The following is a 26,706-nucleotide window of genomic DNA, read 5'->3' on the forward strand; positions in this document are numbered from 1 at the left end:
GCCAGCCATGCCCGCACCCTGTCCTGGTCCCTGCAACAACGCCTGGCGCAAAGCCGAGACCGCACTCACCGAGACCGGCACCGAACACCACATCACCCCTGCCTGGGGCCAACCCATCCAGTGCGGGGACTGCGTCAAGCACACTCGCGGCAAGCTCGCTGAACTCCCCACGCTGCTCGCCCAGGTACGAGACGAACCCCTCGAAGGCACCGCGACAAACCTGACCGGCACCATCGGCCGCAACGGACTCAACACCGCCTGGCCCGGCCAAGCCGCCCGCCTACTCATCGACCGCATCGTCGGCGAAATGGCCGTCCTCAAAATCGACCTCCTCGTTCTCCAGGGCCTCGTCCCCGACGACGCCGAACCGGGCCCCGGCACCGTCGCAGAGGAGGATCGGTACATCGCCGGCATCGTCAAAGTGCTGGACGGTCACTGGGACTGGGCCATGCAGAAGCACCCAGCCGCAAACGAGCAGTACGACCGGGCCAGCGGCAATCCCGGCAGCCAGGTCACGGGCTGGTGGCGGGCAGCGGCGTACTTCATCAAGGACCACGCTCAGCCTCCCGTCGAACGCCTCGCTCCCTGTCCTCGCTGCCGAGGTCCATGGCTGGTCGAGTCCCGGGACCTTCGCCTGGTGAACGACCGCCCGTACATCGAGTGCCGCGATCCAAACTGTGGTCGGATCATGACGAGCGCGGAGTACGACCAGTACGTGAAGGACCTCAACGCGGCAATCATCGTCACCGCAGCTTGACGGGGCCGGGCATCATGCCTGATGATCTGCGGCGGAGAACTATGCTTTCCGAAGGGGCCCCCTCACCGGGGCCCCTTCTGCATTCCCAGACGTACCGGAGGTGCATCGTGGTCGACTTGTCGGTGGACCTCACCAACACGTACTGGACCGTTGCCGAGGCCGCCGAAGCCGCGCAGGTGAAGCCGAACGTCGTCCGGAACTGGAAGTACCGCGGCGTCCTCGAAGAAGCCCGCCGGGACTACCGCGGTCGACCGCAGTTCCGGGCCCTGGACGTGATCCGGGCAGAGAAGGCCACCCGCGAACGCGCGCGCCGGACGTACGCCGCCACCGCATAGTCGTCCGCCGCCGGCCGCGTTGAGGGTCGCGGCCGGCGGCGGATAGCACAACTCCCGCTGTGTGCCGCCCTCTCGCTCGCGGCTGGCTGGGATGGCCCGCTCCGATGGTGGCGGGCGCTGCTCGCGGGCCCGGACGACTCTGCCGGGCCCGCGAGAACAACCCTCAACCCACGCTTGGAGGAACCCGTGACCAAGGAGCAGCGGCATACCTGCCCGCGCCGCCACGAGAGCGGCATGGCCGACCCGAATTCCCCGTTCGTGGGCAGCGGCACCGGGCTCGACACCTGGACCACCGGGCCCGGACTGATCGGTCAGGAAACCGTGGGCCTGTCCTGCTCCTACTGCGGCAGCCTGCACCCTGACCAGTTCATGGAGCTGGTCCGGGAGGGCTGGGAAGTCGGCCCGACGGATAAGAGCTATAAGGCGTACCTGCGCCAGCCCCTCTCGGCCGAGGAGGAGGCGCAGCAGAAGGCCGACTGGATCCAGCGCGATGCTGTCGCCAAGGCGGTGCGTGAACTCGGGGAGCGCGACGGGAAGACGCCCGAGCAGGTCGCCGCCGACCTCGATGAGCAGTGGGGGAAGTTCCCGCACTGCTCGCGCGGCCCCGAGGCGAAGTTCTACTTCCAGCACCTCAGCGCCGATCAGCGCACCGAGTTCATCGAACTCCACAACGCTCGGACCATGAAGATCGGCTACCCCGGGCACTTCTACCAGCCGCCGTTCTTCGCTGGCCCGGCGACTGCATGACCGCCCGCACCCGCGACGAGTGGCGTGCCGTCGACGCCCCGTTCGCGTTGAACGACTGGGAGCCGATCCCCGGCACGTGCTCCCGCTGCGGCCAACCCGCATGGCTCGGAGAAACCCGCTGGTGGCATGACGGGCCTGCCTGCCCCTCGCGCGGCCGGACCGCCGAATTCCTGCCCGACCCCCGCTGACCCACCCTCACCGAGGAGACCCCGCCATGTCCGCGATCGCCGACCGGTTCCACCAGCTCGTCACCCAGCTCGAGGGCGAGGGCCATCACCTCGCCGACGAAGCGAAGGCCCTGTTCTCCCACTACGAGAAGGAAGCCGCCGCAGTCATCGACGGCGTCCGGCCGGTCCTCGACGACATGCGCGCCGGGATCACCGCCGACGTCAAGGCCGTCCTCGCCGAGGCCAAGACGGAAGGCGCCGACATCGTCGCCCGCGTCGAAGCCGCCGTCGTCAAGGTCGAGGCGCTTGTCAAGCAGCCGCCCGCCGGGAGCTGATGACCGTGCTCGAAGTGTTCTGCTTCACGCTCGGGTTCGTCCTCCTCGCCCTGGCCGCAGTCCTGCCCGCGACGGTCCCGCACCGGGACCGCATGGCCTACGCCGGACTCGCACTCTGGCTGCTCCCCGCCACGGTCCACGCACTCCAGGCCCACTGACCCTCCGGGAGGCGCGAGATGGCCAAACGAGGCCACGACCGTGAACTCCCCGAAGGGTTCGAGCGGTACCTCCCCGACGGGAAGCCCCGCTGCTGGGGGCGGTCGAAGAAGACCGGCAAGCAGTGCGGCCAGGCGTCACGGCCCGGGCAGCACATCTGCCGGTTCCACGGCGGCAACGCCCCGCAAAACCTGGCCAAGGCCCAGGAGCGGATCGTCGAGCAGAAAGCGGCGGAGATCGTGGCAACCTACGGCCGGAAGATCAACACCACCGCCACCGAAGCCCTCCTCGAAGAGGTCCAGTGGACCGCCGGCCACGTCGCCTGGCTCCGCGAACGCGTCCAAGAGATCGAGGCCGGCGAGGCGTCCGGGGCCGACGGCGAGCACCCGCTCGTCTGGGGCAAGACCAAGGAGAAGCAGGGCGGCGAGGACTGGGGGCAGACCTCAGAGGCCGTCCCCAACGTGTGGCTGCGCCTCTACCAGCAGGAGCGCGACCACCTGGTGAAGGTGTGCTCCGCGGCGATCAAGGCGGGTATCGAGGAACGGCGGATCAAGCTTGCCGAATCCCAAGGGGCTCTGCTTGCTGGCGTTATCCGCGGAATTCTCGGAGACCTCAACCTGACGCCTGAACAGCAGGCGTTGGTTTCCGACGTAGTTCCTCGCCATCTTCGTGCAGTAAGCGAGTAGGTCTGGGAGAATGAGCGAAGCCGCACGGTGCTGGAACACCGCACGGCTTCTGACCCATTCACTCGACTCAGGCGAGGAAGGGCTAGTGACGAACACTACCCAAAACTGTGCCGTCCACGGATGCCAGGCGCCACGGCACGCTCGCGGCTGGTGCAGCAAGCACTACCAGCGCTGGAAGAAGACAGGCGATCCCGAGGCGGTCCTGACCGTCGTCAAGCCCGACGCGTGCACCATCGACGGTTGCGAGAGGCCCGTCCACGGGCGAGGGCTCTGCGGCGCTCATTGGAACCGGCAGCACCGCCACGGACACGCACTCGGCGGCGGCCCTGATCGCCAACGAAGCAACGGGCCGTGCTCTGTCGATGGCTGCGAGCGAACGCCTCACGCACTCGGACTCTGTGGCGCACACTACAAAGCGCACCTCCTCGTCGCGAACCCGGAATACCGAAAGCGCAAGAACGCGGCTTGGCTGGAATGGAAGGCGCGCAACGCCGACTACGTCCGCCAGCTACAGAATGCCTACGACAAGGCGAATCCGGAACGTCGCCGCGAAATCATGGCCAGATGGCGGAAGGAACACCCCGCCGCATCCGCCGCGAGCGGGTTCCAACGGCGCAGGCGGGCCGCAGGATTGCCAGATGACGTTGCAGAGATGGTCGACCCTGCAGTCGTCTACGCCCGCGACAAGGGCCTCTGCCACATCTGCGGCGAACACGTGGATCGAAGCATCCCGTGGCCCGAGCCGATGAGCGCAACCATGGACCACATCATCCCGGTGCGCGACCCGGCATCAACCCACAGCTACTACAACATGGCCTTGGCTCACTGGAACTGCAACCAGCGAAAGGGCTACAGGTAGTCGATCAGATGGCGAGGTCGTTGCGGCATGACGATCTCGCCATGGGAAGCTGCGGCCCGGGACTTCGAGAAGCCAGACACGCTCACCCAGCTCGGCTTCGAACCGGTCTGCAAACCGCGCGTCCTCGCCCGCCTGTCCGGCGTCCCCGAGGACGAACTGCCCGCACCGTGCGGCCAGTGCCCCCAGGAACGCTTCCTCAACCTGCCGGACGAAGACCTGGACGTCTTGTACGGCGGCGCCGGCGGCGGCGGTAAGTCGCACTCACTCCTGGCGCTCTGTATCCGCGCCTGCATCCGGTTCCCTGGCATCCAGGTGTTCTGGTTCCGCAAGACGTTCCCGCAGCTGAACCAGTCGGTGCTGCGGAACCTCGCGCGGTATGGCTACGCCAAGGCCGTGGGCGGGGTATGGAACGGCTCGAAGTACGAGCTGCGGTTCCCCAACAGCGGGAACTCGATCTTGACGTTTGCGCACGCCAAGAACATGGAGGAAGCCGCCGCGCTGTCCTCCGCAGAGATCAACCTCCTCGTCATCGACGAACGCACCACCATGCCGCCCGACGTCGTGGACTTCCTGTACACCCGCATCCGGTCAGGCGTGGCAGGCGTGCCATGCCTCGGCGCCCGATCGGCAAGCAACCCCGGGCACGTGGGACATGGCGTCGTCAAGGCCGACTACGTCGACGCCACCGACTACGGGGCAAAGGAGATCGTCGACAAAGCCGGACGCCGCCGGATCTTCATTCCGGCCAAGGCCTCCGACAACCCGTACGTCGGCGACTACGAGAAGACCCTCGAAGGCATCGCCGACCCGGACCTGCGGGCCCGCATCAAGGACGGAGACTGGTCCGCGATGCCCGACGCCGCCTTCCCCGACTGGAAGCGCGACCGCATCATCGTCCCGCCGTTCCAAATCCCCGACACATGGCCGCGCCGCGGCGGCATGGACTACGGCTGGGCCGCCCCCTCCGTCTACCTGGCCGCGGCCAAGGACAACGACGGACGTCTGTGGTTCTACCGCGAACTCACCATGGTGCAGACCCCCGAGCGGGAGCAGGCTCGGAAGATCCTGGACGCGAACGCCGGACACCACGTCCAGGTGATCGCTGCCGACCCGGCGATGTGGGGCAAGACAGGCTCTTCCCTGCCTCCAGCCGACCAGATGGCCACCGAGGGCGTGCACCTGACGCGAGGTGACAACGATCGTCTCGGCGGGAAGGCCCGCTTCCACACCTATCTGTCCGAGGCGCCGGCCTGCGCGCATCACCGGGAACTCGGGTGGGTGACCTGCCCTCTGCTTCACGTGATCGACGGGGCGTGCCCGCAGTTCGCCAAGACGATGGGCGAGCTGCCGCGTGATCCGCGTCGCCCCGAGGACGTCGATACCGACGCCCCGGACCACTGGTACGACGCTGCCCGCTACCTGCTGATGTCGATCGGCGGCGGCCCGGAGATGGTCATCCTCGACGAGGCGCCTCCGGAGCCGATCGCCGAGGTCCTCCAGCCTCTCGGCCCGACGATGGCCGTACGGCCGGCCGCGGCCGCCGCGAACGACGATGCCTGGTGGCCTGAGGGCGACGACGAGACGCCGCGTGCGGGGAGGACGGTGGAATCCCCGTGGGTGTGAGGTCGTGGTTCAAGAGCTGGCGTGCGGAGCCGGGGGTGCTGGAGACCGCGTCGGCCGAGCGGAAGCTCCCCGAGCGCGCGGGCTTCGAATACGGCATCGGTCCGGGCGGGTTGACCGAGACCAACCAGGGCATCGGCACGGCCACGCAGACCGACCGCCGTTCCATGCTCGGCCAGCTCTACGAGGCCTACCTCGCCTGCCCGTGGGCGTGGGCGTCCGTGAACGCGATCGCGAGGACGGTTACGGCCGGCGGCCTGGTCACCGATTGGGACAGCGACGACGGCGAAGGCGACCAGGAGACGCCGGACAAGCCGGCCGAGGTGAAGCTCCTCGAGGGGATGCTGGCGTTCTGCAACCCGCGGGAGAACATTCGGCAGATCCTGCGCGGCGTGATCGTGGACCTGCTGGTCTTCGGTGACGCGTACATCGAGGTCGTGTGGATCGGGCAGCAGCCGGTGGCGCTGTACTCGCTGGACTGTCCGAGCATGCTGCCGATCGCCGACGAACACGGCACGGTGACGTCCTACGTGCAGTTCACCGAGCTGGGGCAGCGCGCCGAGTTCGAGCCGCGCGAGGTCATCCACATCTCCATGGACTCACCCCGCTCCTCGGTGTTCGGTGTGTCGCCGACCCAGGCCGCACTCCTACCGATCACGAGCTGGTTGTTCGCCGCAGCCACTTCGAAGGAGATCTTCCGGAAGGGTGCGCCGCCGCAGATCCACGTCGACCACCCGGCATCCTCCTCTACGGCGGAGATCAACCGGTGGAACGCGATGTACCAGCAGCGGAACATCGGCCCGCGGAACATCGGGAACCCGATCAACACCAAGGGCGGCGCCACCGTCAACGAGCTGGCCCAGTCCCGCACGATGGACTACCTGAAGTACCTGGACCAGAAGCGTGACGAGATCCTCGCCGCGTACGGTGTACCGCCCGCGAAGGCAGGCGTGATCGAGTCCGGGAACCTCGGCGGCGGCACCGGTGAGGCGCAGGACCGCACCTTCATGGTGAACACCTGCCAGCCCATCGCCGAACTGGTCCTCGAAGCGCTCAACTTCGCCTTGGCGAAGAACGGCTTCAATATCGAGGGCTGGAAGCTGAAGTTCCGCGACATCGACATGCGCGACTCCAAAACCGTCGAGGAGATCCGCGACATGCGGCTCCGCAACGGCGCCTGGACCCTCGACCGCTACCGCGCCGACATCGGCGAACCCCCCGTCGACGGCGGCGACCAGCCCGTCCTCGTGGACCGCGAGAACCTCGTACGGTGGGCCGACATGGACGCCGTGTCCAAGGCGACGATCGCGAACAAGCTCCGCGGCACCGCCCTGGAGCCCGCAGCGCCCGAGGACGGCAAGCCGGTCACGGTGGAGAAGCCCGAACCCAAGCCGACGCCGCCGCAACTGCAGGCGTTCGCCGGCGGACAGCCACCGGAGCCGGAGGGCGACGGCACACCGGACGACGCCCTGCCGCAGGAGTCGGCCCGCGCGCTGTACCGGCGCCGTCTACAAGAGGCGCTGGCCGCGTTGCCGGGGGGTGTCGATGAGCGAGCAGCCGCCTGACCCGCCGCCCCAGCCCGTGCAGCCACCGGACCCGCCCGGGCACCCGCTGCGGGCGAAGGACGTGCCCGCGCTCATCGCGAAACGGATCGGCTGACCGGATCGGGGGTGAGCGTGTGGCGTCACCGGACTTCTCCGACGGCTGCATGATCGCCCTCTACCCTCCGGCCGACCTCGCACAGGAGCTCGCGGTCGACGGCGGCCTGCCACCGGATGAACTGCACGTCACGGTCGCCTACCTTGGGGATGCCGCCGACATCGACGCTGCGGTGCTCCGCGAGGTCACCGCGGAGCTCGCCGAGCGGCAGCCCATCACAGGGCAGATCTCCGGGCTCGCCCGGTTCACCGGCGGCGACAAGGACGTCATCGTCGCCCTCGCCGACTCTCCCGACCTGGAAGACCTCCGCCGGGACACCATCGACGCCCTATCCGAACACGGAATCAAGATCCCCCGGGATCACGGCTACACCGCCCACCTCACGATCCAATACCTCGACCCAGACGACCCGGCACCACTCGACCGACTCGACGCCCAGCCGGTCGAGTTCACCGTGCTCGCCGCCGTCCACGGCACCGAGCGCACCGACTTCCCACTGGAGCACCCGATCGCGTCCCCGGCCCGCGAGGCGTTCGCTGCCGGGTGGGCGCTGTCCGGTGGCCCGATGACGGAGCGGGTGAAGGCCGCCAGCCGGGCCGCCGTCCAGATGGCGATCGAGCGCTCCGACGACCCCCAGATCCTGGAGGTCACCATCGACCTCGGGAAGCTCGAAGGCATGTGGGCGCTGCTGTTCGCCCGCCGCGAGCAGAAGCAGGCCGAACACACGCGGCTCGTCGCCGACGCGTGGCGGCCGCTCATCGACCGGACTGCGGTCGCCGACATGGTCGACCGGTTCCGCGGCCGAGCCGGGCTCACCGAAGCCGCCCGTGACTTCTACGACGAAGCGCTCGCCGCCGCCCGGGCCATGCTCCGCGCCCTCGCCGACCTCACCGGCTGGACGAAGCTGCGCACGGCGATCCGCAACGCGATCGCCGCTGGCCGTGCCGAGGGCATGGTCAACGCCGTCGCGATCGCCGCCGAACGGGCCAGTCAAGTGGGCCTCGACTGGAACATCGCTTTCAAGGACGCCTACCGGTCGCTGGGGCACCTCGAGGAGCTGTGGGGTGAGGCGGACGGCTGGCTCGGCCGCATGGTCGACCGGGCGGCCGGAGACCTCGGCCGGGCTCTGGCACAAGGTGCGGAGGACGGCGCGTCGCGGGACGAGATGATCGACGCAGCGATGGATGTCCTGGACTCCGAGGACCCCGAGGCGGTCGCGTTCGTCGTCGACTGGGCCATGACCACCGCAGCCGACGACGGCGCGCTCCGGCTGTACCAGTCCGAAGGCGTCCTGCAGGTCGACATCATCACCGCCGGGGACGGCCGCGTGTGCGAGGCCTGCCTCGACGCCGAAGCCGGAAGCCCCTGGGTACTGGCCGACGCGCCCCGGATGCCGCTGCACCCGGTCTGCCGGTGCGTGTACGCCGCAGCCGTGTCCTTGTCCCACTTCGCCAGCTGGTTCGCGTGACCTGGAGACTCTGATGAGCACCTACCGCCCGGCCCGGGTCCTGTGGAACCTGACCCCGGCCAACGCCCCGCTCACGCTCTCTGGCGCGGGCTCGACCAGCAGCCCGACCATCAACCTGATCGACATCAGCGACGTGTGGCTGGCCGTCACCGTGGTCGGAACACCGACCGGTACCACACCCACGCTGGACGTCGGCCTCGACGTGCAGGACCCGGACGGCAACTGGTACCCCACGGTCGCGAAGATCACCCAGCTCACGACGACTGCCGGGCGGGGCTCCGCGTCCGCGGGCCTGCACATGCCGAACGTCGCCTCGACGAGCGCCGCGCTGGTGCTCCCGCCGTACGGCCGCGTCACGTGGACGCTCGGCGGCACCAACCCCGTCTACCCGCAGACGTCGATCGCGCTGATGGGGAGGTGACCGACGCTAGGCGCCTCGGGCGGCGCGGAGCCTCTCCCGGTAGCGCCGCTCTCGCTCGGCCTGGCATCGACGGCACTGCCTCTGCCCTCGCGGATTGACGTACAGGTTGGCCCCGCTCAGAGGGTGCCCGCGCTTGCAGAGCACTTTCCTGGCGTTGGCCGCTGCCGCGCCTTTGCCGCGCAAGGTGTTCTCCCCGCCTTCAGCGACCACGAGGTGGGCCGGGTTAGCACACCGGCGGTGAGCGCAGGACGGACCGCCCGGGCACTCCCGGTCTTCGTTGTGGCACATGTGGTCGATCGTCATGCCTTCTGGGATCGGACCGACCAGGGCGGTCCACACAGCTCGGTGGACGAGCTCCTGGCCTTCTCCGTTGTGGGTAACGCCGTACCCGTCCTTGTTGAGTCCGTGCGGCCAGTGCCAGCAGTCTGCTCCGCTCTGGCGCTCCAGCCATCGGGCAAGGGTGACCGCGCGCCCTGCGTCGTAGCACGCCCGATTGCAGTGGTCTCGCGTCAGGTTGGGTTTCCTGCCGCCGCCAGCCCGCGGGTCGAACTCTCTGCCGCAGTTGAGGCACGTGCGGAGCGGCACAGGCTTCCGCATCGACTGCCAGTAGCAGGAGCGAGAGCAGTAGACGCCGCCGGTCCCCGTGACTCGGGTGTGGCGAGTGAATCGGACGTCGCACTGGGCGCACGCGAATTGGAAGGGCATGGCGGACTCGCTTTGCGTGTCGACGTAGGTCAGGACAGCAGGAGTTTTTCGATCTCGTCGAGGCTCACGCCGGCTTCGGGGCTGCGCGCGTCACCGGTTGCGGTGTCGGTCAGCCAGTACAAGCCGAAGTCGGTGGCGCGCGGATCGCGCCGCCGTGAGCGGCGCAGAGATAGCCCCTGTCGGCCGGCCATCCGGCGGAGCCGATTCTCACGGACCTTGTCGTCTGTCATGCCGGAAAGCGTACCGGAAGCGATGCTGGAAATGATGCTGGAACCCTGGGGAGGGAGGCGCTGTGGCTAAGTCGATCGCCACCATCGAGGGAACGGCCCTTGTTCCGGGGGTCAGCAGGAACGGCCGCTACTACTCGCCAGAGGCGATCGCCCGGGCCGTGGAGCGCCTGTCCGAACGGATCGCTTCCGGTACGAACCCGGCGGTCATGTTGACCTCGCACGGCGCCGACGATGACTCCAGACGCATCGTCGGCCGGCTGACCTCCGCGTCGCTTGCCGACGACGGCTCAGCCCGGTTTGCCGCAGACCTCGCGGACACCGACGAGGGACGCAAGATCGCCGCGCTTGTCGACACCCGAGACGGCCCCGCTTTCCTCAAGGGCGTATCGATCCGCGGCGCATGGGTCGGCAAGGTTCACCGCGAGGTAGGCCCCGACGGCAAGTCCTACGAGACCGCCCCGGATTTGGAGATCGACGGCCTTGATTTCACCCGGAAGCCGGGAGTTCCAGGCGCCGAGATCGACAGCTTCACTCCCGCGGAGGCCAGCGCCCCGGCGGAGACCGCGCCCGATGGCCGGGTGCTCATCACCGAGTCAGTGCAGGAGGCGCTGGTGACCACCACGACTGAGGCCGACACACCAGCCGTATCGAAGCGCGGCTCCGGCCTGACTGGCGACGGCGGCATCGTCTACGCCGACCCGGGCTACCAGTCCGACAAGAAGCAGCGATACGACATCTCCACCAAGGCCAAGGCCAAGGGCGCCTGGTCCTACGTGAACCAGGCCGACAACGCCCGCGCGTACACGTCCGCACAGCTGAAGCGGGTCAAGCAGCGCATCATCAAGGCGCTGAAGAAGTTCGGCGTCACCGTCGACACGCAGGAAGGCTGGCTGATCGAGCCGGCCGCGCAGGTCACCGAGGCCCTCGCCGAGTGCTGGGGGATGGACTCGGCGGACGCCGGGACCTTGTACGTCTCCCTGACCAACGGGCCCACCACCGTCACAGTGTCGTCGTACAGCCTCGACCCCCACGACCTCGACGCCGTCGGCCGCGCGGCGATGGCTGGCGCCGTGCAGACGCTGGTGAACATCGACCCGGACCTCGACGCGGACGTCGACGTCCCCGGCGAACCCGGCGACAACGCGGAGCCCGCCAGCGCGGCCGGGGCGCCCTGCCCTTGTCGCTGTGGCTGCGCGATCCCCGAGACGCCCGGCGGATGCCCGTGCGAGTGCGAGTCGTGCATGCACTGCAAGGGCGAGACCGACGAGGACGACGCGATGGAGACCGCCCCGTCCAGCCCCGCCACCGAGACTGCGGCCTCCGGAGCACCCGACTCCGAAGCTCTCGCCGCCGGCATCACCCCCGACCCGGCGCCGGAACAGCCGGCCGCCGTCCCCACCGAAGAGAAGGAGGGGCCCGCCATGGCGGAGTCCACCACCCCGGCAGCGGAGACCGCTGCCGTCCCCGCCGCTGGTGGGGTCCACCTGACCGACGAGCAGTTCGCTCAGCTCCTCGCCCGCGTGGCCAGCCCGGCGCCCGCCGCGGCCCCGGCTGCGGAGTCCGCGCCGGCCGAGCCGGTCGCCGAAGCTGCGGCCCCGGCCGCCCAGGTGACCGAGACCGAGGACCAGCGCATCGCGCGCCTGGTCTCCGAGGGCGTCAAGGCGGCGCTGCCGCAGGCCATCCAGGAGCATGTCGCCGCCACGGGCGGCCCGGCCCGCAAGGGGCTCGTGTCCCAGGTGGCCGAGGCCGCGGGCGGGTCCGGGACCGGTTCGGCGGGCCTGCCGGAGGGTTGGCCGCAGAAGCCGCTGCACCAGTACACCGACGAGGAGTGGCGCGCGCACGTCGCCCCGTCGACGGTCGGTGCGATCCTCGGCGCCCGCGGCGCGGTCCCGGCCGAGTAACACCCGCTGCCCGTACGGGCACGTCACGCACTTCCTGACCGCCAGCCCCATGAGCTGGTGCCGCTCGGCAGTGATGGTCACCCCGGCCCCACCCACAGCTCGTGGCGTGGGGCTTTCCCATACCCACCCCTGCCGAAATGAGGCATGTCGCCATGACCACTGGTGACCTTCGTGAGGCGCTGACCGCCGCCGGTGCAGCACCCCTCATCAACAAGATCATCGACCCGATGCTGCTGGAGTACCAGCGGCGCTACTCCCCGCTCGTGCGGTCCATCCAGACCCGCAAGTGGGACTCCACGGTCTACTACTTCAACCAGCGCACCGCCCGCGCCGCAGGTGGCTTCGTGACCGACGGCGGCGCCCGCCCCGTCACCAACAGCACCTACGTGCAGAACCAGTTCACGATCCGCAACATGCAGTCCGTGGGCGCGGTCACCGGCTACTCCCAGGCCGTCACCAAGCAGCTCATCGGAGACCTGCGCCAGCAGGAAATCGAGGGCGGCGTCCAGGGCCTGTACTGGGACATCGAGAACGCCATCCTCTGGGGCAACCAGGGCTCGACCCAGTACGGCGGCTACCCCCAGTTCGACGGCCTCGACAGCCTCGTCTCGACGTTCTCCGGCACCAACCAGAACGCGATCGACGCCGCCGGCGCGAGCTTCTCGCTGGGCTGGCTGGACAAGCTGATCGACATGGTGGAGCAGCAGGCCGCGATGGCCGTGCAGGACGCCTCGTGGCAGTTCGTGATGTCGCCGACCGCCGCGTCGAAGGTGTCGCAGCTCCTCGTGTCGCAGCAGCGGTTCGTCGACAAGGTCGAGATCGCGTCCGGTCTGAACGTCCTGACCTACCGCGACGTGCCGATCATCAAGTCGTCGTTCCTGTCGGCGCGTGCCTTCCAGATGGGAACCGTCACGACGGCGACCTCCACCACTGGTGGTTCCCTGGCGGCGGCCACGTACTACTACCAGGTCGTCCCGGTCATCGCCCGCCAGGGCGAGATCCTCCCGTCCACGGAGGTGTCCCAGGCGACCACCGGCTCCACCAGCACGGTCACCCTGTCCTTCAGCACGCCGACCGGCCTCGACGGCGCGCAGCCGAACCTGTACAAGGTCTACCGCGGCACCGCCACCGGCGCCGAGACGTTTCTCGGCTACGTCGACGCCACCGTCGGTGTCGGCTCCGACGGCGTCACCCCGATCCTCACAACCTCGATCGTGGACGACGGTGTCACCCTGACCCCGAAGAACGGCAGCACGGCCCCCGCCACGGTTCCGGCCGCGTACGTCGGCACCAACTCCTCGATGAAGCCGCAGTCCTCGGGCTCGGAGAACATCTACCTGATCGCCCGCGACCCGAACTTCGTCGTCCGTCCGTACGTTCGCGAGCTGGAGCCGCTCGACGTTTACCCGACCACCGCGTCTCCGGACTCGCTGCCGTTCGCGATCGCGTCGGACACGTGCCTCGCGGTCCGCGCTCCTCGCTATGTGGGCCGGATCAACCGCGTCAGCACGGCCCTGTCGAGCTGACCCACCCTCGTCCGGCGGCGCGCGGCACCGATGGCCCCCCGCGCGCCGCCGGGCACCAGCCCCTACACGGAAGGGAGCGGCGTCATGCCGCGCATCCGCAAGGACCGAGCCGGAAGCGACAGCTTCGGCAACACCTGGCCCAAGGACGGCGCCGTCGTCGACGTCGAGCCGGAGCAGGCAGCCGCGCTGCTTGCCATCCCCGACGGCGGCTTCACCGAGGTCACGCCGGGCTCCGACAAGGACGGCGAGGAGGAACTCTCCGAGGTCGACCCGGACGCGCCCACCGGCGAACCGAACACGAAGGCCCCGGCGAAGAAGACCACCGCTCGGAAGACAGCCGCGAGCAAGGTCGAGGAGTAGTCCATGGCCGCGGACTCCCCGGCACCGCTCGCCACCAGCGCGGACATGCAGAGCGGGCAGTTCGCGGACCTGGTACGCGACTACAGCACGCCCAACCTCGACCAACTGATGATCGAAGCCACCCGGGTGTGCGAAGGTATCGCCGGCCGCCGACTGGCCCCGTTCACCGGCGTACCGGAGACCCACCGGGCCACGGGTATCGACCCGGACGAGTACACCGACTCCACCTCCCTGCCGATGGACATCCTCGGCAGCCTGGGCCGCTCGTACGCGAACGCGCTCGGCGCTGGGGACCAGGTGCGGCACGTGTGGTTGAACGAGTTCGCGCCCCGCTACCCGGAGATGTGGACGTACTCGAACCTCCAGGTGGAGATCCTCCGGTCGTACGGCGGCTCCCAGACCGTGAACACGGCCAGCCTGATCGGGGCCGAGAACGACAGCGGCCACATCTGGTTCACCTTGGGGACCTTCCTGCCGCTCGGCTCGCTGATCCGGACTACCTACGGCGGCGGTTACACCACGGTGCCGGCCGACCTCGCGCGGGCCTGCAAGCTCGAGGCCGCCGTGCTCGTGCTCGGCGAAATCGATCCGGCGGGCACGCAGTTCGGGCACGACCCGGGAGCACTCCACACGCAGGCTGAGAACATCCTCGCGCGCTACCAGCCCACCTGACGGGGAGGTGAGCGGTGAGCACAGCGGACGCGGTGCAGCGTGAGGCGGACTGGCTGAGGGCCTACACCGCGAGCGACGGATTGCCTGCGCTGCTCAAGGCGAGCGGGGGCCCGTTTGATGTGGTCCAGGCGTACGTGCCGCGGACGGGGGCGCAGCGGCAGGCCCGGCTGTACGTGACGCGGTCGGCGTTGCGGGTGGAGCGGTTCGGCTTCAACCGGAAGATCAACCACCACACGTTCATGCTGCGCCTGTACTGGCCGCAGTCCTCCCCGACCGGCCAAGCCGAGTCTGTCCAGGCCGCGTTCGACACGGCCGTCGACGCCGTCCTGCAACGGGTCTCGGGCCTGTTCCAGGACAAGACGCACGGCGCCCGCTTCCTCAGCGTGGCCGAGGACCCGACGCAGATCGACGTCCAGTTCGCAGACCCCGAGGCCACGATCCAGGCCAAGGCCGAGCTCACAGCCACGATCACCTACCAGGCGGACGACCAGGACTACACCTCCTGACCCGCCCTCCCACGCCCTTCGGGGCGCCTTCGTCATGCCCACCTTTCATCGCGGGAGCCCACTGTGCGCCAGCGCAACACCACCGGCCACGCCTGGACGTTCATGGGCGATCCGCCCGTCCGGGTGCTGCCCGGCGACACCCACGACAGCGACGTCCTCCTCGACGGATGGACGCCCGTCGAAGAACCCGAGCCCCAGCACGACGCCGCGGCCGACGAGCCGCCGCACAAGACCAGCAGGAAACGCGCCGCCGCGGACACCGACACGACGAACGGAGGTGAGCCGCGGTGACCCTGCTCTCTCGGCTCGGGTATGTGGGCCTCGCCAAGGAGGCCACCCAGGGCACCTGGGTGACTCCCTCCTACTTCCTGGCCTGCACGAAGCTCGACTTCAGCATTCACTACGAGCAGCTGAAGGACGAGTCGTACCGCAACAACGACTCGAACCTGCAGGGCCTCTACCAGGGCGCCGGGAACTCCGAAGTCGACCTCGAGTTCAACGCGTACCCGGATGCGCTCGGCTACGTCCTGCGGATCATCGGCCCGGACACGGTCACGCCGGGCGTGTCGACGACGCTGTCCTCGTCGACGACCGCCGGGGCCACCTCGATCAGCACGGCCGCGACCATCCCCGTCGGCTCCACCATCATGATCGACACCGGGTCGAAGGTGGAGTACGCCACCACCGGCACCCCCTCCGGCACCGGCCCGTACACGATCCCCATCGCCACCCCGTCCGGCGGCCTGACCTACGCGCACAACTCCGCCGTGGCAGTGGTCTCGCAGACCACCCACACCTTCAAGCAGTCCGCTACCACCGCCAAGCCCACCTACAGCCTGACCCAGTCGAACGTGTACGAGGCGTGGGGCTACACCGGCTGCATGCTCTCCGACGTGTCGCTGAAGGTAGACCCGAAGGGCATCGTGACCTGCGGCGCCAAGTACACCGGCTGGATCCCCAGCGTGCAGGCAGGCCCGTTCACGCCCGCCTTCTCACAGCCTGCGCCGCTGCTCGGCTGGCAGTTCGCCATGACCAACGCAGGCGGTGCCAGCACACGCGGCCTGTCGTACGACCTGTCGCTGAAGCGGCCGATCGAGGCCATCCACGCCTCCAACGGCTCCCAGCAGCCCCGCGAGGTGTTCTCCGGCGTCCTGGACGCGGACATCACCTACAAGGCGATCTACGAGAACGACACCGACTACAACCTGTACCTGCAGGCCCTGCAGAACAACCCAACGTCGATGACTCTCACGCAGCCCGTGGGCGCCGGCGTGGACGCGGCCGGATCGGCCCTGACGATCACGACGACGCAGGGCGGCTGGTCGAAGGGCAAGCCGGAGGTCGGCGGCACCTATGTGACGGCGGACTTCGAGATCAACGGCATCTACAACTCCACCGACTCCGGCTCGGTGCAGGCCGTGCTTCGCAACTTCGTGACATCGGCGTACTGACCTGCACGTTTCCCACAACTCCCCGGTCGTGCACGCGTGTGAGGGCGTCGCTGCGCGGCCGGGGTCTCACGCCCTCAGCGCCCTCACCCAGCAAGGAGAACCGCCCATGTCGGGCTACACCAACCCGTACGTCCTGCTCCAGTTCCCGGACCTCGGCGACGACGTGTCCGTACTCATCCGGAACCCGCAGCTCATGCCGCCCGCCCAGCTCCAGCCGCGTGACGTGCCCCTGGACGAGAACGGGCAGCCCCTCGACCAAGAGGCGGCGCGGCAGGCCAGCTACGAGGTGATGGAACGCCTGATCGTCGCCTGGAAGGTGTACGAAGCGTTCGGCGACGAACTCCAGGTCGCCGAAGACGCGGACCCGGCCGAGTTGTTCGCCCAGCTCGCCGCCGGGGAGCCGAAGCGCCTTGGCGCGATCAACACCGACAACATCGCCCGACTGCCGCTGGCCATCCTCAACCGGATCGGTGAGGAGGTCGGCCGAGTCGCGGACCCTCGCTAGGCCCCGGCTCGCCGTACTTCGAGGACGTTCTGCTGCCCGCCGAGTCCATCATCGAGGGGACCTGGAGCGACAGCGAGCCCGCTCCACTGGAGTGGGTGGACTTCGCTCTGATGCGGCGCATGCACTGGTCGTGGGAGCAGCTGCAGCAGACGCCGGTGTACGTGCGCCGCTACTGCCTGGACTTCCTCGGGATGCTCGCCGAGCACGAGGAACGTAGGACGGAACGCGAGCAGCGCAGGGCCGAGCGGCAGGCGCGGGGGTGAGCGATGCCCGAGTTGCGCCCCGGGATGTTCGCCCGGCTCTTCGCCGAGATCGAACGTGATGGGCAGATGAAGGCCCGCCGGGTCATCACGCAGTTGGCCCTGGCGATCGAGCGGCAGGCGAAGGTCAACGCCTCGACCGGCGCGCACCGGCGGGGCACGCCGACGCCGGCGCGGCCGGGGACCGGCCCGTCGGTCATCTCCGGCACGCTGCGTAGGTCGCTCACGCATAGCCCGGTCGTGTTCACCGGGGGCGGTTGGGAGACGAAGGTCGGCACTGGTGTCGGTTTCACCCCGTCGTACGGGCGGACCCCGGCCAACAAGTACGGCCTGTACCTTGAGACCGGGCTGAGGAACGGCAGCACCTATCCGTTCCTGAAACCGGCGTACGACTTCGGCGTGCGGATCGTCGCCCCTCAGCTTTACCAGGCCGTGTTTCGGCCGGGCTGGCCCCGTATCTGACCTTCTGGCCGCTGGCCGTGTTCACCCCCGATCTTTGAGAGGCGGTGGCACGTGCCGGACGTTGCTGATCTCTTCGTGCGTCTCCGCGCGGAGACGGCCCCGTTCACCCGCAGCATGGGTGAGGCCGCTACCCGGGGCGAGTCCTTCACCCAGCGCATGGGTGGTCTCGGCGGCATGATGACCAAGCTCGGCAAGGCCACCACCGTGGCCGGCCTGGGTATCGCCGCTGTCAGCATCAAGATGGCCGGCGACTTCCAGGCTTCGATGCAGAAGCTGGTCACGACGGCAGGTGAGTCGCAGAGCAACCTGAAGAGAGTCTCGGACGGCGTCAAGGACATCGCCGTGCAGACCGGCACGAGCACCAAAGAGCTGGCCGACGGCATGTACATGGTGGAGTCCGCTGGATTCCACGGCGCGTCGGGCCTCAACGTGCTCAAGGCCGCTGCCCAGGGCGCGCGCGCCGAGCAGGCACCGCTGCCCGAGGTCACGAACGCGGTCACCTCGGCGCTGAAGTCGTACCACCTGCCCGCCTCGGCCGCGGTGCAGATCACCAACCAGATGATCGCGGCGGTCGGCCACGGCAAGATGACCTTCGGCGAGTTCGCAGGCAGCCTCAGCACGGTGCTGCCGATCGCCTCTGCGGCACACCTGTCGTTCGCGCAGGTCGGCGGCGCGATCGCCACGCTCACCAACCACGGCACCAGCGCGCGTGAGGCGACCCAGGAACTCGCGTTCACGATCCGCTCTCTCCAGGCGCCGAACAACGTGGCCGTGCAGGAGATGCAGCGGCTTGGGATCTCCAGCAACGACGTATCCACCAAGCTCGGGCAGCGCGGCCTCACGGGCACCATCGACATGCTGCAGCAGGCCGTCCTGTCCCACATGGGCAAGGCCGGCACCGTGCTGCTGAACGCGTTCAACACGTCGAAGCAGGCGGCCGCCGACGCCCAGACGATGATCAAGGCGATGCCGCCGAGCATCCAGAAGCTCGCCGAGTCCTATTCCAAGGGCGCCATCTCGATGGGCGACTGGCGCAAGACGCTGAAGAGTCTGCCTGCGGACCAGGCGAACCTGCTGGCCCAGTACGCCGGGCTGATCAACAAGTCGCACGGGTTCAACCAGCAGTTGAAGAACGGCGGCCCGGCGTCGGAGACGTACAACGCCGCGATGAAGAAGATCATGGGCGGGGCGACGGGACTCAACGCCGCGCTCATGCTGGGTGGGGAGAACGCCAAGGACTTCACCAAGAACGTCGCCGCGGTCGGCGAAGCCGGCAAGCACGCCGGGAAGGACGTCGAGGGCTGGGCACAGACGCAGAAGACGTTCAACGTGCAGATGTCCCAGCTCAAGCAGCGGGTCGAGGTTGCGGCCATCACCATCGGCACGAGGCTGATTCCGGTCGTCTCCAAGGCGGTCGCGTTCTTTACCCAGCACAAGGCCGCGGCCATGGCGTTGGCCACGGTCATCGGCGTTGTGCTGACCGCCTCTGTGGTCAAGTTCGCGACCAGCGCGGTCACGGGCGCCGTCAAGGGCGTCGCGGACATCGGCAAGGGCGTCGCCGCGGCGGGGAAGGCGGTGAAGGCGTTCGCGACGTCCGAGAAACTCGCCGCGGTCGCCACGAAGGTCTTCGCGGGCGCTCAGGCCGCGCTGGACGCGGTGATGGATGCCAACCCGATCGTGCTGATCGTCCTCGCGGTCATCGCGCTGGTGGCCGCGCTGATCTACGCCTACAACCACTCGGCGCGGTTCCGGGCCATCGTCCAGGCGGCGTTTGCCGGGGTGAAGGCGGCGGCGATGGCGCTGTGGCACGGGATGCAGGCTGCGTGGAACGGCATCGTCGCCGGGGTGACGTGGGTGTGGCAGGGCATCACGGGCATCTGGCGCAAGATCCAGAACGTCACGAGCACGGTGTGGAACGCGATCTCCGGGTTCTTCCGCAAGTGGTGGCCGCTGCTGCTGATGATCTTCCTTCCGTTCGTGGGCCTGATCATCGCGATCTGGAACCACTTCCACAAGCAGATCACGGACGCGGCGAAATCCGTGTGGAACGCGGTGAAGTCGTTCCTCAAGGGCGTGTGGGACGGCATCAAGAGCACCGCTCAAACGGTGTGGAAGCTGGTCTACAAGTACGTCGTCCAGCCCATCGAGGACATCTGGATTTTCATCAAGGCCGTCTGGAACGTGGTCAAGCCGTATCTGGCGTCTGCCTGGCACTGGATCGCCGGCCAGGCCAACACTGCGTGGCAGGCCGTCAAGCGGTACATCATCAACCCAATCACCGAAGCCTGGAACTGGCTCGTCAGCAAGTTCAACCAGATCAAGGACTACATCGGCAACAAGCTCCACGAAGCCGTCAATGTCGTCACCAACATCGCCAGGGGCTTCGTCCACGTCGGTGAAGACATCGTCAACGGCATGATCCAAGGTGTCGAGAACATGGGCGGCGCCCTCTTCGACAGGTTGAAGGGCCTGGCCAACGACGCTCTGAGCGCAGCGAAATCGTTCCTCGGTATCGGGAGCCCTTCCAAGTTGTTCCGCGACGAGGTCGGAAAGTGGATCGTCCACGGCGTCGCCCAAGGCGTCGACGACAACAGCCATGTCGCCGTCCGGTCGGTGCGCGGCATGGCCGCGTCCGTTGCGGGCGTGCCGGTCACTGCACCCGTAGTCGGCGGCGTAGGACGCCTGGCCCTTGCGGCAGGTGGAGGGTATGGCGGCGCGCCGGTCCCCACGGTGATCAACAACATCACGATTCAAGGCAGCGTGCTGACCGAGCGGGATCTACGCGACGTCGTGCAGCGCGAGTTCCTGCGCTTGGGTGCCCGCAGTTCCACGACGTGGCAGCAGTACCGCAGGTGACAGCGCTAAGCCCGCGCCGTCACGGTCCGACTGACAAGCACGCTGCACCACAGGACAACCGAATAGGGCGCCGCCGGGCGCCAGGAGGAGGGCCCGGTGGCGAACCCGAAGCTGGAGACGCTCGTCGACTACTTCGGCGGCTCAGCGATCAACACGGCCGTCTGGAACAACAGCAGTGGCTCCCCGGACGTCACGCTCGACACCGCCCTGACCCGGGTGAAGATCGCCTGCCAGAACTACTACCCGATCTTCAGCGCCCTCGGCCCGTTCGACGCCACGAACAGCAGCATGTTCGCGCGGATCACTCCGGCACCGGTCGGTAACGGCTCCACACAGACGATCATGCGGTTCGCTCTCGACGGCAGCAACCGCGTCACCTTCTACACCGACGGCGGCGGCATCCTTACCGCGCGCGTCTCAAACGCGGGCGTGGACACCACCACCGTCATCGGCCCCTACGACGCCTACCAGCACGCCTGGTGGAGGCTGCGAGTGTCCGGCGGCACCGTCTACTACGAGACCGCCCCGGATGCCTTCACGTGGACGACCCGCGCCTCCCTCATACCCACCTGGTCGATGACCGCCGTGCAGGCCGTGTTCCTGTGCGGCTACTACGACACCGAGTCCGCGGGCATGGCCGCCTACGTCGATCACGTCGGCACCACCAGCTCGGCGCCGGGCCAACCGAACCTGAACTGGCCCGCGATCGAAGCCGCGTGGGCGCCGTACTGGAACTGCAACGGCGGCGACCTGCCCCTGGACCGGTACGTCGAGGTCACCTCCCGCACCCGCGGGCAGACCAGCATCCAGCGCGGCCGGCAGTACGAGCTGGACCAGGTCCGCTCCGGTGAGCTGCGCGCCGAGCTCGTCAACACGGACGGTGCGCTCGACCCGAACAACACGTCGGGCCCTTGGTACGGGCACATCCAGCCGTACCAGCCCTACAGGGTGCGGGCGCAGTGGCCGCCGACCCGGAACTTGTTGGACCAGGTCATGGCCACGGGTGGGGACCTCGGCGGGTACGGCCTGGGCACGATCCCGCAGGGCTCTGCGGGAGCGGACATTTTCAGCGTGACGGACTCGACCGGCGGCTCCTTTGTGTCGTCGACATCGGCGTGGCAGGGCTCGACGGTCATGCAGTTCACCGTGCCGTCCGGGTCTGCGGCCGCCTCCCGCGTCTGCCACACGCCCCGCTGGTCGGTGATCCCCGGCCAGACGTACACGGTGACGCTGCAGGTCCGGGATGTGACCGCGTCCACGAGCCTCAGTGTGCAGGCGTTCCTCGGCTGGTACACCATCGGTTCCGGCGCTCCGACGTCTTTCACCTACGGCACGACCGCAACCCTCACCGGATCGACGACGGCCGGATGGACGACGATCACCGTTACCGGGACTGCCCCGTCCAACGCGGCAGGCCTCGACTGCGGAGTGGCGCTGGCTTCGACCGCGGCCGCGACTGCCTCGTTGCAGGTGGACGGCTGGCAGTTGGAGAAGGGTTCGACGTCGACGACGTGGACGTGCCCGGGCGTCACCTATCCGATGTACGGCGGGTTCGTGGAGCGGTGGCCGCCCCAGTGGGCCATGAACGGGACCTATGGCACAGTCCAGCCGACCGCTGTCGATGCTCTATCCCTGCTGAGCCAGGTGCAACTTGCGGACCCATTGACGGAGGAGATCAACTCCCACAGCCCGCGCTTCCTGTACACGCTGGGTGATCCGCAGGGCGCGGCCACGTTCACGGACTCGACGGGCCAGAACCCGGCCGCGCCGTGGGCAACCAGCAAGTACGGTGCGGGCTCCCTCACCGCCGGCACCCAGATCACGTCGGCGAGCAGCGGCGGCGCCTACACCGGAAGCTCCAACACCGTCGTCACGATCAGCAACGCCAACCCGGGCACCAACCTCATCGGCGCAGCCACGTTCATCTCGTTGAACAGTGCGGGAATCGTGGGTCCTGCGAACCCGTCCGGCTCCTGGTCCCGCATGATCGCCTTCCGATACATAGGCCCGGCCCCGACCTCTTATTCCGTGTTCTGGTCCTCGTTCGACAAGCAACGCTCCGGCGGGTATGTCGGTGGTTCCCAGCTGTACTGGCAGATCGACTCCGGCGGCAAGCTGGGGCTGGCGCTGAGCGGTCCAACGAACAACCTAGCCGTGTTCGTGCCCTCCTCAACCAGCGTGGCCGACTCAAACTGGCATCTCGCCATCGCTTCATACAGCCACGCGAATGCTCAGCTCATCGTCAGCATCGACGGCGCTTCCGCGGTCTGGCCCAGTTTGAGTACAGCGTATGAGCCGACCGGGCTCATCTCGGACAACGTCGGCGCGTGGGTGGACCCGACCGTCGGCAACGGCACCACCTACAACTACAAGGGCGACTTGTCGTTTGTCGCCGAATTCCCCACCGCCCTCTCGACTACCGACATCACCAACCTGTACAACGCGTGGAAGACGTCCTGCGCCAACGAGTCGACGAACACCCGCTACAGCCGCATCCTCGGGTACGCCGGATACACCGGGCTGCGGTACGTCCAGACAGGCCTCACGACGTCCATGGGCCCGGCCTCCTTCAACGGGCAGGACGCCCTGTCGGCGCTGCAGAGCGTCGTGGACACCGAAAACGGGGAGCACTTCGTCGCCCGCGACGGCACCCTGACGTTCCGCAGCCGGTCCGCCCGCTACAACGCGCTCACACCGTCGCTGACTTTCGGGGAGAACACGGCAGCCGGCGAGATCCCCTATGAGGACTGCCAACTGGACTACGACCCCACCCACCTGTCCAACCTGGTCACCATCACCCAAGCGTCCACCAGCCAGACGTTCGTCGCGCAGGACTCCACCTCGCAGACGAACTATTTCCCCAGGTCACTGACCCGCACCGTCAACTCGTCGTCGTCCCTGGAGTGCCAGGACGCCGCAGGATACCTCCTCAGCAGGTACAAGAACGCGCTCACCCGCGTCCAGTCGCTGAAAATCCACCCGAGCGCCAACCCGGCCCTCTGGTCCACCCTGCTCGACCTGGAACTCGGCACCCGCGTCCGCGTCATGCGCCGGCCGCCAAGCCCAGCCCCGGCCATCCAAGTCGACTGCTACGTCGAAGCAATCCAGTGGGATTGGAACAACGCTGGCGAGGCCTTCGTCACGCTCCAGTGCAGCCCGGCGGACCTGACCCCCTACGGGCTGTTCGCCGCTTTCCACTGCACCCTGTCCGGATCCCCGGCGGCGGGCGTCACGACCATCACGATCAACGCGGGAGCCGACAACACCAACCCGGCCGCCGCCCAGATCGGACAGAACCAGCAACTCATTCTCGGCCTCGGCACCGCCAACCAGGAAACCGTCACCGTCCGATCCGTGTCCACCACCACCAGCGGTTGGACGACCGCCACGATCACCCTCACCGCGGCCACCACCAAGAGCCACAGCAACGGCGACACCGTCTGCGAACCTCTCCCCAGCGGCACCACCAGCGCCACCACCTGGGACGCGACCACGAAATTCGACTCCGTGTACTTCGGCTACTAGGAAGGGGGCCGCCATGGCCAACCTAGCCGTTCCGACCCCCGCCAGCGAAGTCGCGGGCAACCTGATCACCGGCGCACTGTGGAACGCCAACGTCTACAACGGGCTCAGGTTCCTGCTGAATCCGCCCACCTTCTGGGGCTACCAGAACTCCACCCAGGCCGCCGCAGCCGGATGGCGGCCCGTCGGCATCGACACCGAAGTCATCGACACCTACGGCGGCCACTCCAACACGACGAACAACTCCCGTTACGTCGCCCAGGTCGCCGGAACCTACCTCGTGTGCGGAGCAGTCGGCCTCAGCTCATCGTCAGGCACCCTCATGGGCGCCTACGTCGGAAAAAACGGCACCGAGGTCCAAGGGTCGCGCTGCCAGATAGCTCCTATGTCCGGTCACAACAACGGCCTCGACTCCGCCTTGGTGGAAGTCCAGATGAACGTCAGCGACTACGTGGAGATCTTCGCGTACTCCGACACCAGCGTCGGCACCGCGAACAATCCCTGGTGCTCCATGATCGTCCACTTCATCCACGCGTAAGGAGACATCGTGCCAGCTTGCACCGCGTGCGGAGCGGACGCCGTCGTCCAATGGCAACGCCGACCCACCGAGGAAGAACTCGCCGCCCTCGTCGCGGCCGAACAGGACCGGCAGGCCACCCTCGACCTGCCAGCCACACAACACCGGCTCCCCGCCGTCGACGACACTGTCATCGCCGTGTTCGCCTGCGCCGCCCACACCATCCACATGGACCTCGCCGCAAGGGTGCACGCCGCCGACTGCGCTGCCCCCCACGAAGACCACCTTCCCGGCTGCGACTGCGAACCCGAACCGCTCCGCGAACCCGACCACACCGGCTTCGAAACAATCACCCTGCCCACCGGCTGGACCATTCCCGCAAGGAGCACTCGTTGAGCGTCAGCAGCAGCCAGACCATCTACCAGTTCCACCTCCAGACCTCCAGCGGATCCGGCGGTGACGAAACCTTCTGGAACGCCTCCGCCCAGAACGGCATGTCCGATGAGTGGGCGAACGCGATCTACCAGGCGCTGAAAGGCGTCACGCCGCCCGCCGGGTGCCAGCTGCAGATCTCCGTGTCCAAGCAGGACGCCACCAGTACCAGCTACACCACGGACACGGCCGCGAATCCGATCACTTTCTCCTGATGGGCGCACGCTCGAGGAGCCACACTCCGCCCTCGTGAAACACGATCCGGTAGCTCGTGCGCGGGTAGTTGCTGGTCATCGCGGACGGCTGTGCCTGCCACTGCCACCAGGCGCCCTTCGCCTGGTCCAGTAGCAGCCACTGCGGCGGCGTCGGGCACTTCAGCCAGCACACGTCGTCACGGGCGCCCAGTGACGCCAGCTGGCCCATCGTCGCCGCGACCGTCTGCCCGGACGGGATCATCCGCTCAGCCCGCCACGCCACCTCGATGTGCCGGGGGGTGCGGTAGGTGCCCGGCTGCCACAGCTGGTTGAGGGGGCTGTGGAATGCCATGGTGGCGGCCACCGCGACCATCAGCGCCGGGCCGTGTTTGCTGAGCCAGGGCGACAGGCCGCGCCGTCCCCATGACGGCCGCGCCCGTAGACGGCGCAGCCCGTCAACAGCGGCCACAAGAAGGATCGGCATGGCGGTCGCGCTGTAATGCCAGTCGGTACCCCAGTAGGCGTGATTCGAAGAAACAAGTCGCAGAGCCACCGCCGGCACCGCGGCAAGCGCGAGCGGGGACCGCAGAGCAAGGCCGGCCGTGGGGAGCAGCAGCAGGACGAGGAGCGGGCCTTTCGTCTCCCAGCCGTCGGCGAGCACGCCCCAGTGGTGCTGCGGGCCGTCTTTCCAGTAGTAGTAGGTGTGGTGCGGGTTCATCGCTGGTATGAGCACGTAGGTGGCGAGCAGCGACCAGGTGATTCCCCACGCGGCGAGCAGGCCGCCTGCAAGCCGCCGCCGGTAGAACACGGCGAGGACCACACCGAGGGCGGCGAGCGTCCAGCCCTGGTCTTCTTTCACCCACACCAGTGGGGCGGCCCACGCTATGGCCGTCCACGGCCGCCCGCGGACCAGCGCGGACAGGGAGCAGGCCAGTAGCGGCACCGCGAGCGTCACCTCGTGGACGTCGACCCACACCAGCTGGACCAGGCCCCACGATAGGCCGTACACCGCGGCGATCAGCCGGGCGTCGGCGAGGCCGAGCAGGTGTCGGGCCGCACGGTAGACGGGCACGATGGACGCGGCGGCCAGCGCCGCTTGGGCGACGAGCAGCGTCACTGGGGATGGAAACAGCCAGAAGCCCGGGGCCAGTAGGGCGACGGCTGGGGAGAAGTGGTCGCCGAGCACGTCCATTCCCTTGATCGGCACCACGGGCGCCTGACCGCGGGCGTAGTGGGCCACAGCCTCCGTGAAAATCCCCAGGTCCCAGGAGGCCGGGTTACCCGTCACATACCGGGACACGGACAGCGTCGTGTACGCGGCGAACACCATGACGATGATCGCCCACAACGCCGGATCCCCCCACCGCATCCGTCGGACTGACGTGACACGGCGGACG

Annotated in this window: 29 protein-coding genes; 26 read left to right on the top strand and 3 right to left on the bottom strand. The window is 68.2% G+C overall.

The genetic code is table 11. The features are described 5' to 3' along the window. Positions 1-7 precede the first annotated feature (7 nt). The 11 genes from AC5WS8_RS20785 (at position 8) to AC5WS8_RS20835 (ending at position 9,210) form a co-directional block, all read left to right on the top strand. The gene (locus AC5WS8_RS20785) at positions 8-757 is read left to right on the top strand and encodes a hypothetical protein (protein ID WP_496104934.1); all 750 of its coding nucleotides are present in this window, start codon (positions 8-10) and stop codon (positions 755-757) included. 107 nt (positions 758-864) lie between these two features. Continuing rightward, positions 865-1,092 carry a hypothetical protein gene (locus AC5WS8_RS20790; RefSeq protein WP_496104935.1) on the top strand — a complete coding sequence of 76 codons (228 nt, stop codon included), beginning with the start codon at positions 865-867 and terminating at the stop codon, positions 1,090-1,092. 186 nt (positions 1,093-1,278) lie between these two features. Beyond that, complete coding sequence (locus AC5WS8_RS20795) at positions 1,279-1,839, top strand: hypothetical protein (protein WP_496104936.1); 561 nt, start codon at positions 1,279-1,281, stop codon at positions 1,837-1,839. 214 nt (positions 1,840-2,053) lie between these two features. Beyond that, positions 2,054-2,341, top strand: coding sequence for a hypothetical protein (locus tag AC5WS8_RS20800; RefSeq protein WP_496104937.1), 288 nt, complete (start codon positions 2,054-2,056; stop codon positions 2,339-2,341). Further along, the gene (locus AC5WS8_RS20805; protein ID WP_496104938.1) at positions 2,341-2,499 is read left to right on the top strand and encodes a hypothetical protein; all 159 of its coding nucleotides are present in this window, start codon (positions 2,341-2,343) and stop codon (positions 2,497-2,499) included. The genes AC5WS8_RS20800 and AC5WS8_RS20805 overlap by 1 nt, the downstream gene beginning before the upstream one ends. A gap of 18 nt (positions 2,500-2,517) precedes the next feature. Then, complete coding sequence (locus AC5WS8_RS20810) at positions 2,518-3,183, top strand: hypothetical protein (protein ID WP_496104939.1); 666 nt, start codon at positions 2,518-2,520, stop codon at positions 3,181-3,183. Positions 3,184-3,268: 85 nt separating this feature from the next. Then, positions 3,269-4,042, top strand: a complete 774-nt coding sequence (locus AC5WS8_RS20815) for an HNH endonuclease (RefSeq protein WP_496104940.1) — start codon at positions 3,269-3,271, stop codon at positions 4,040-4,042. Positions 4,043-4,069: 27 nt separating this feature from the next. Beyond that, positions 4,070-5,665, top strand: coding sequence for a hypothetical protein (locus tag AC5WS8_RS20820; protein WP_496104941.1), 1,596 nt, complete (start codon positions 4,070-4,072; stop codon positions 5,663-5,665). Then, positions 5,656-7,227: a phage portal protein gene (locus tag AC5WS8_RS20825; protein WP_496104942.1), complete on the top strand. Its 1,572-nt coding sequence runs from the start codon at positions 5,656-5,658 to the stop codon at positions 7,225-7,227. The genes AC5WS8_RS20820 and AC5WS8_RS20825 overlap by 10 nt, the downstream gene beginning before the upstream one ends. 113 nt (positions 7,228-7,340) lie before the next feature. Beyond that, complete coding sequence (locus AC5WS8_RS20830; protein ID WP_496104943.1) at positions 7,341-8,789, top strand: 2'-5' RNA ligase family protein; 1,449 nt, start codon at positions 7,341-7,343, stop codon at positions 8,787-8,789. Positions 8,790-8,802: 13 nt separating this feature from the next. Beyond that, positions 8,803-9,210, top strand: coding sequence for a hypothetical protein (locus AC5WS8_RS20835; protein ID WP_496104944.1), 408 nt, complete (start codon positions 8,803-8,805; stop codon positions 9,208-9,210). A 6-nt stretch (positions 9,211-9,216) separates the two neighbouring features. Here AC5WS8_RS20835 and AC5WS8_RS20840 read toward each other — a convergent pair whose 3' ends face one another. Further along, entirely contained in the window at positions 9,217-9,915 is a 699-nt protein-coding gene (locus AC5WS8_RS20840; RefSeq protein ID WP_496104945.1) for an HNH endonuclease signature motif containing protein, read from the bottom strand. Between the two features lie 29 nt (positions 9,916-9,944). Beyond that, on the bottom strand, positions 9,945-10,145 hold the full coding sequence (locus AC5WS8_RS20845; RefSeq protein WP_496104946.1) for a hypothetical protein: 201 nt from the start codon (positions 10,143-10,145) through the stop codon (positions 9,945-9,947). 62 nt (positions 10,146-10,207) lie between these two features. Between AC5WS8_RS20845 and AC5WS8_RS20850 the strand changes: the two genes are divergently transcribed. The 15 genes from AC5WS8_RS20850 (at position 10,208) to AC5WS8_RS20920 (ending at position 25,330) form a co-directional block, all read left to right on the top strand. Then, positions 10,208-12,046 carry a DUF6582 domain-containing protein gene (locus tag AC5WS8_RS20850; RefSeq protein ID WP_496104947.1) on the top strand — a complete coding sequence of 613 codons (1,839 nt, stop codon included), beginning with the start codon at positions 10,208-10,210 and terminating at the stop codon, positions 12,044-12,046. A 152-nt stretch (positions 12,047-12,198) separates the two neighbouring features. Then, the gene (locus tag AC5WS8_RS20855) at positions 12,199-13,572 is read left to right on the top strand and encodes an SU10 major capsid protein (RefSeq protein ID WP_496104948.1); all 1,374 of its coding nucleotides are present in this window, start codon (positions 12,199-12,201) and stop codon (positions 13,570-13,572) included. 84 nt (positions 13,573-13,656) lie between these two features. Continuing rightward, positions 13,657-13,932 carry a hypothetical protein gene (locus AC5WS8_RS20860; protein WP_496104949.1) on the top strand — a complete coding sequence of 92 codons (276 nt, stop codon included), beginning with the start codon at positions 13,657-13,659 and terminating at the stop codon, positions 13,930-13,932. 3 nt (positions 13,933-13,935) lie between these two features. Then, positions 13,936-14,604: a hypothetical protein gene (locus tag AC5WS8_RS20865; protein ID WP_496104950.1), complete on the top strand. Its 669-nt coding sequence runs from the start codon at positions 13,936-13,938 to the stop codon at positions 14,602-14,604. A gap of 14 nt (positions 14,605-14,618) precedes the next feature. Next, the gene (locus AC5WS8_RS20870) at positions 14,619-15,110 is read left to right on the top strand and encodes a hypothetical protein (protein WP_496104951.1); all 492 of its coding nucleotides are present in this window, start codon (positions 14,619-14,621) and stop codon (positions 15,108-15,110) included. 63 nt (positions 15,111-15,173) lie between these two features. Next, positions 15,174-15,401, top strand: coding sequence for a hypothetical protein (locus tag AC5WS8_RS20875; RefSeq protein WP_496104952.1), 228 nt, complete (start codon positions 15,174-15,176; stop codon positions 15,399-15,401). Beyond that, on the top strand, positions 15,398-16,561 hold the full coding sequence (locus AC5WS8_RS20880; protein ID WP_496104953.1) for a phage tail tube protein: 1,164 nt from the start codon (positions 15,398-15,400) through the stop codon (positions 16,559-16,561). Before AC5WS8_RS20875 ends, AC5WS8_RS20880 begins: the two co-directional genes overlap by 4 nt. A gap of 106 nt (positions 16,562-16,667) precedes the next feature. Next, entirely contained in the window at positions 16,668-17,066 is a 399-nt protein-coding gene (locus AC5WS8_RS20885; protein ID WP_496104954.1) for a hypothetical protein, read from the top strand. Between the two features lie 95 nt (positions 17,067-17,161). Next, positions 17,162-17,329, top strand: a complete 168-nt coding sequence (locus AC5WS8_RS20890) for a hypothetical protein (protein ID WP_496104955.1) — start codon at positions 17,162-17,164, stop codon at positions 17,327-17,329. A 24-nt stretch (positions 17,330-17,353) separates the two neighbouring features. After that, positions 17,354-17,788 (top strand): hypothetical protein, encoded by a 435-nt coding sequence (locus tag AC5WS8_RS20895; RefSeq protein WP_496104956.1) that lies wholly within the window; start codon positions 17,354-17,356, stop codon positions 17,786-17,788. Positions 17,789-17,902: 114 nt separating this feature from the next. Next, positions 17,903-20,644 (top strand): phage tail tape measure protein, encoded by a 2,742-nt coding sequence (locus tag AC5WS8_RS20900; protein WP_496104957.1) that lies wholly within the window; start codon positions 17,903-17,905, stop codon positions 20,642-20,644. Positions 20,645-20,740: 96 nt separating this feature from the next. After that, positions 20,741-24,169, top strand: coding sequence for a hypothetical protein (locus tag AC5WS8_RS20905; protein WP_496104958.1), 3,429 nt, complete (start codon positions 20,741-20,743; stop codon positions 24,167-24,169). Positions 24,170-24,182: 13 nt separating this feature from the next. Further along, positions 24,183-24,704: a hypothetical protein gene (locus tag AC5WS8_RS20910; RefSeq protein ID WP_496104959.1), complete on the top strand. Its 522-nt coding sequence runs from the start codon at positions 24,183-24,185 to the stop codon at positions 24,702-24,704. 9 nt (positions 24,705-24,713) lie between these two features. After that, entirely contained in the window at positions 24,714-25,079 is a 366-nt protein-coding gene (locus AC5WS8_RS20915; protein ID WP_496104960.1) for a hypothetical protein, read from the top strand. Further along, entirely contained in the window at positions 25,076-25,330 is a 255-nt protein-coding gene (locus AC5WS8_RS20920) for a hypothetical protein (RefSeq protein ID WP_496104961.1), read from the top strand. The genes AC5WS8_RS20915 and AC5WS8_RS20920 overlap by 4 nt, the downstream gene beginning before the upstream one ends. On the opposite strand, the gene AC5WS8_RS20925 is transcribed toward AC5WS8_RS20920, so the two are convergent. Next, positions 25,317-26,678: a DUF2079 domain-containing protein gene (locus tag AC5WS8_RS20925; RefSeq protein WP_496104962.1), complete on the bottom strand. Its 1,362-nt coding sequence runs from the start codon at positions 26,676-26,678 to the stop codon at positions 25,317-25,319. The two genes, AC5WS8_RS20920 and AC5WS8_RS20925, sit on opposite strands and share 14 nt — an antisense overlap. Between the last annotated feature and the right edge of the window lie 28 nt (positions 26,679-26,706).

It is taken from the genome of Streptomyces sp. PTL18, assembly GCF_059510295.1.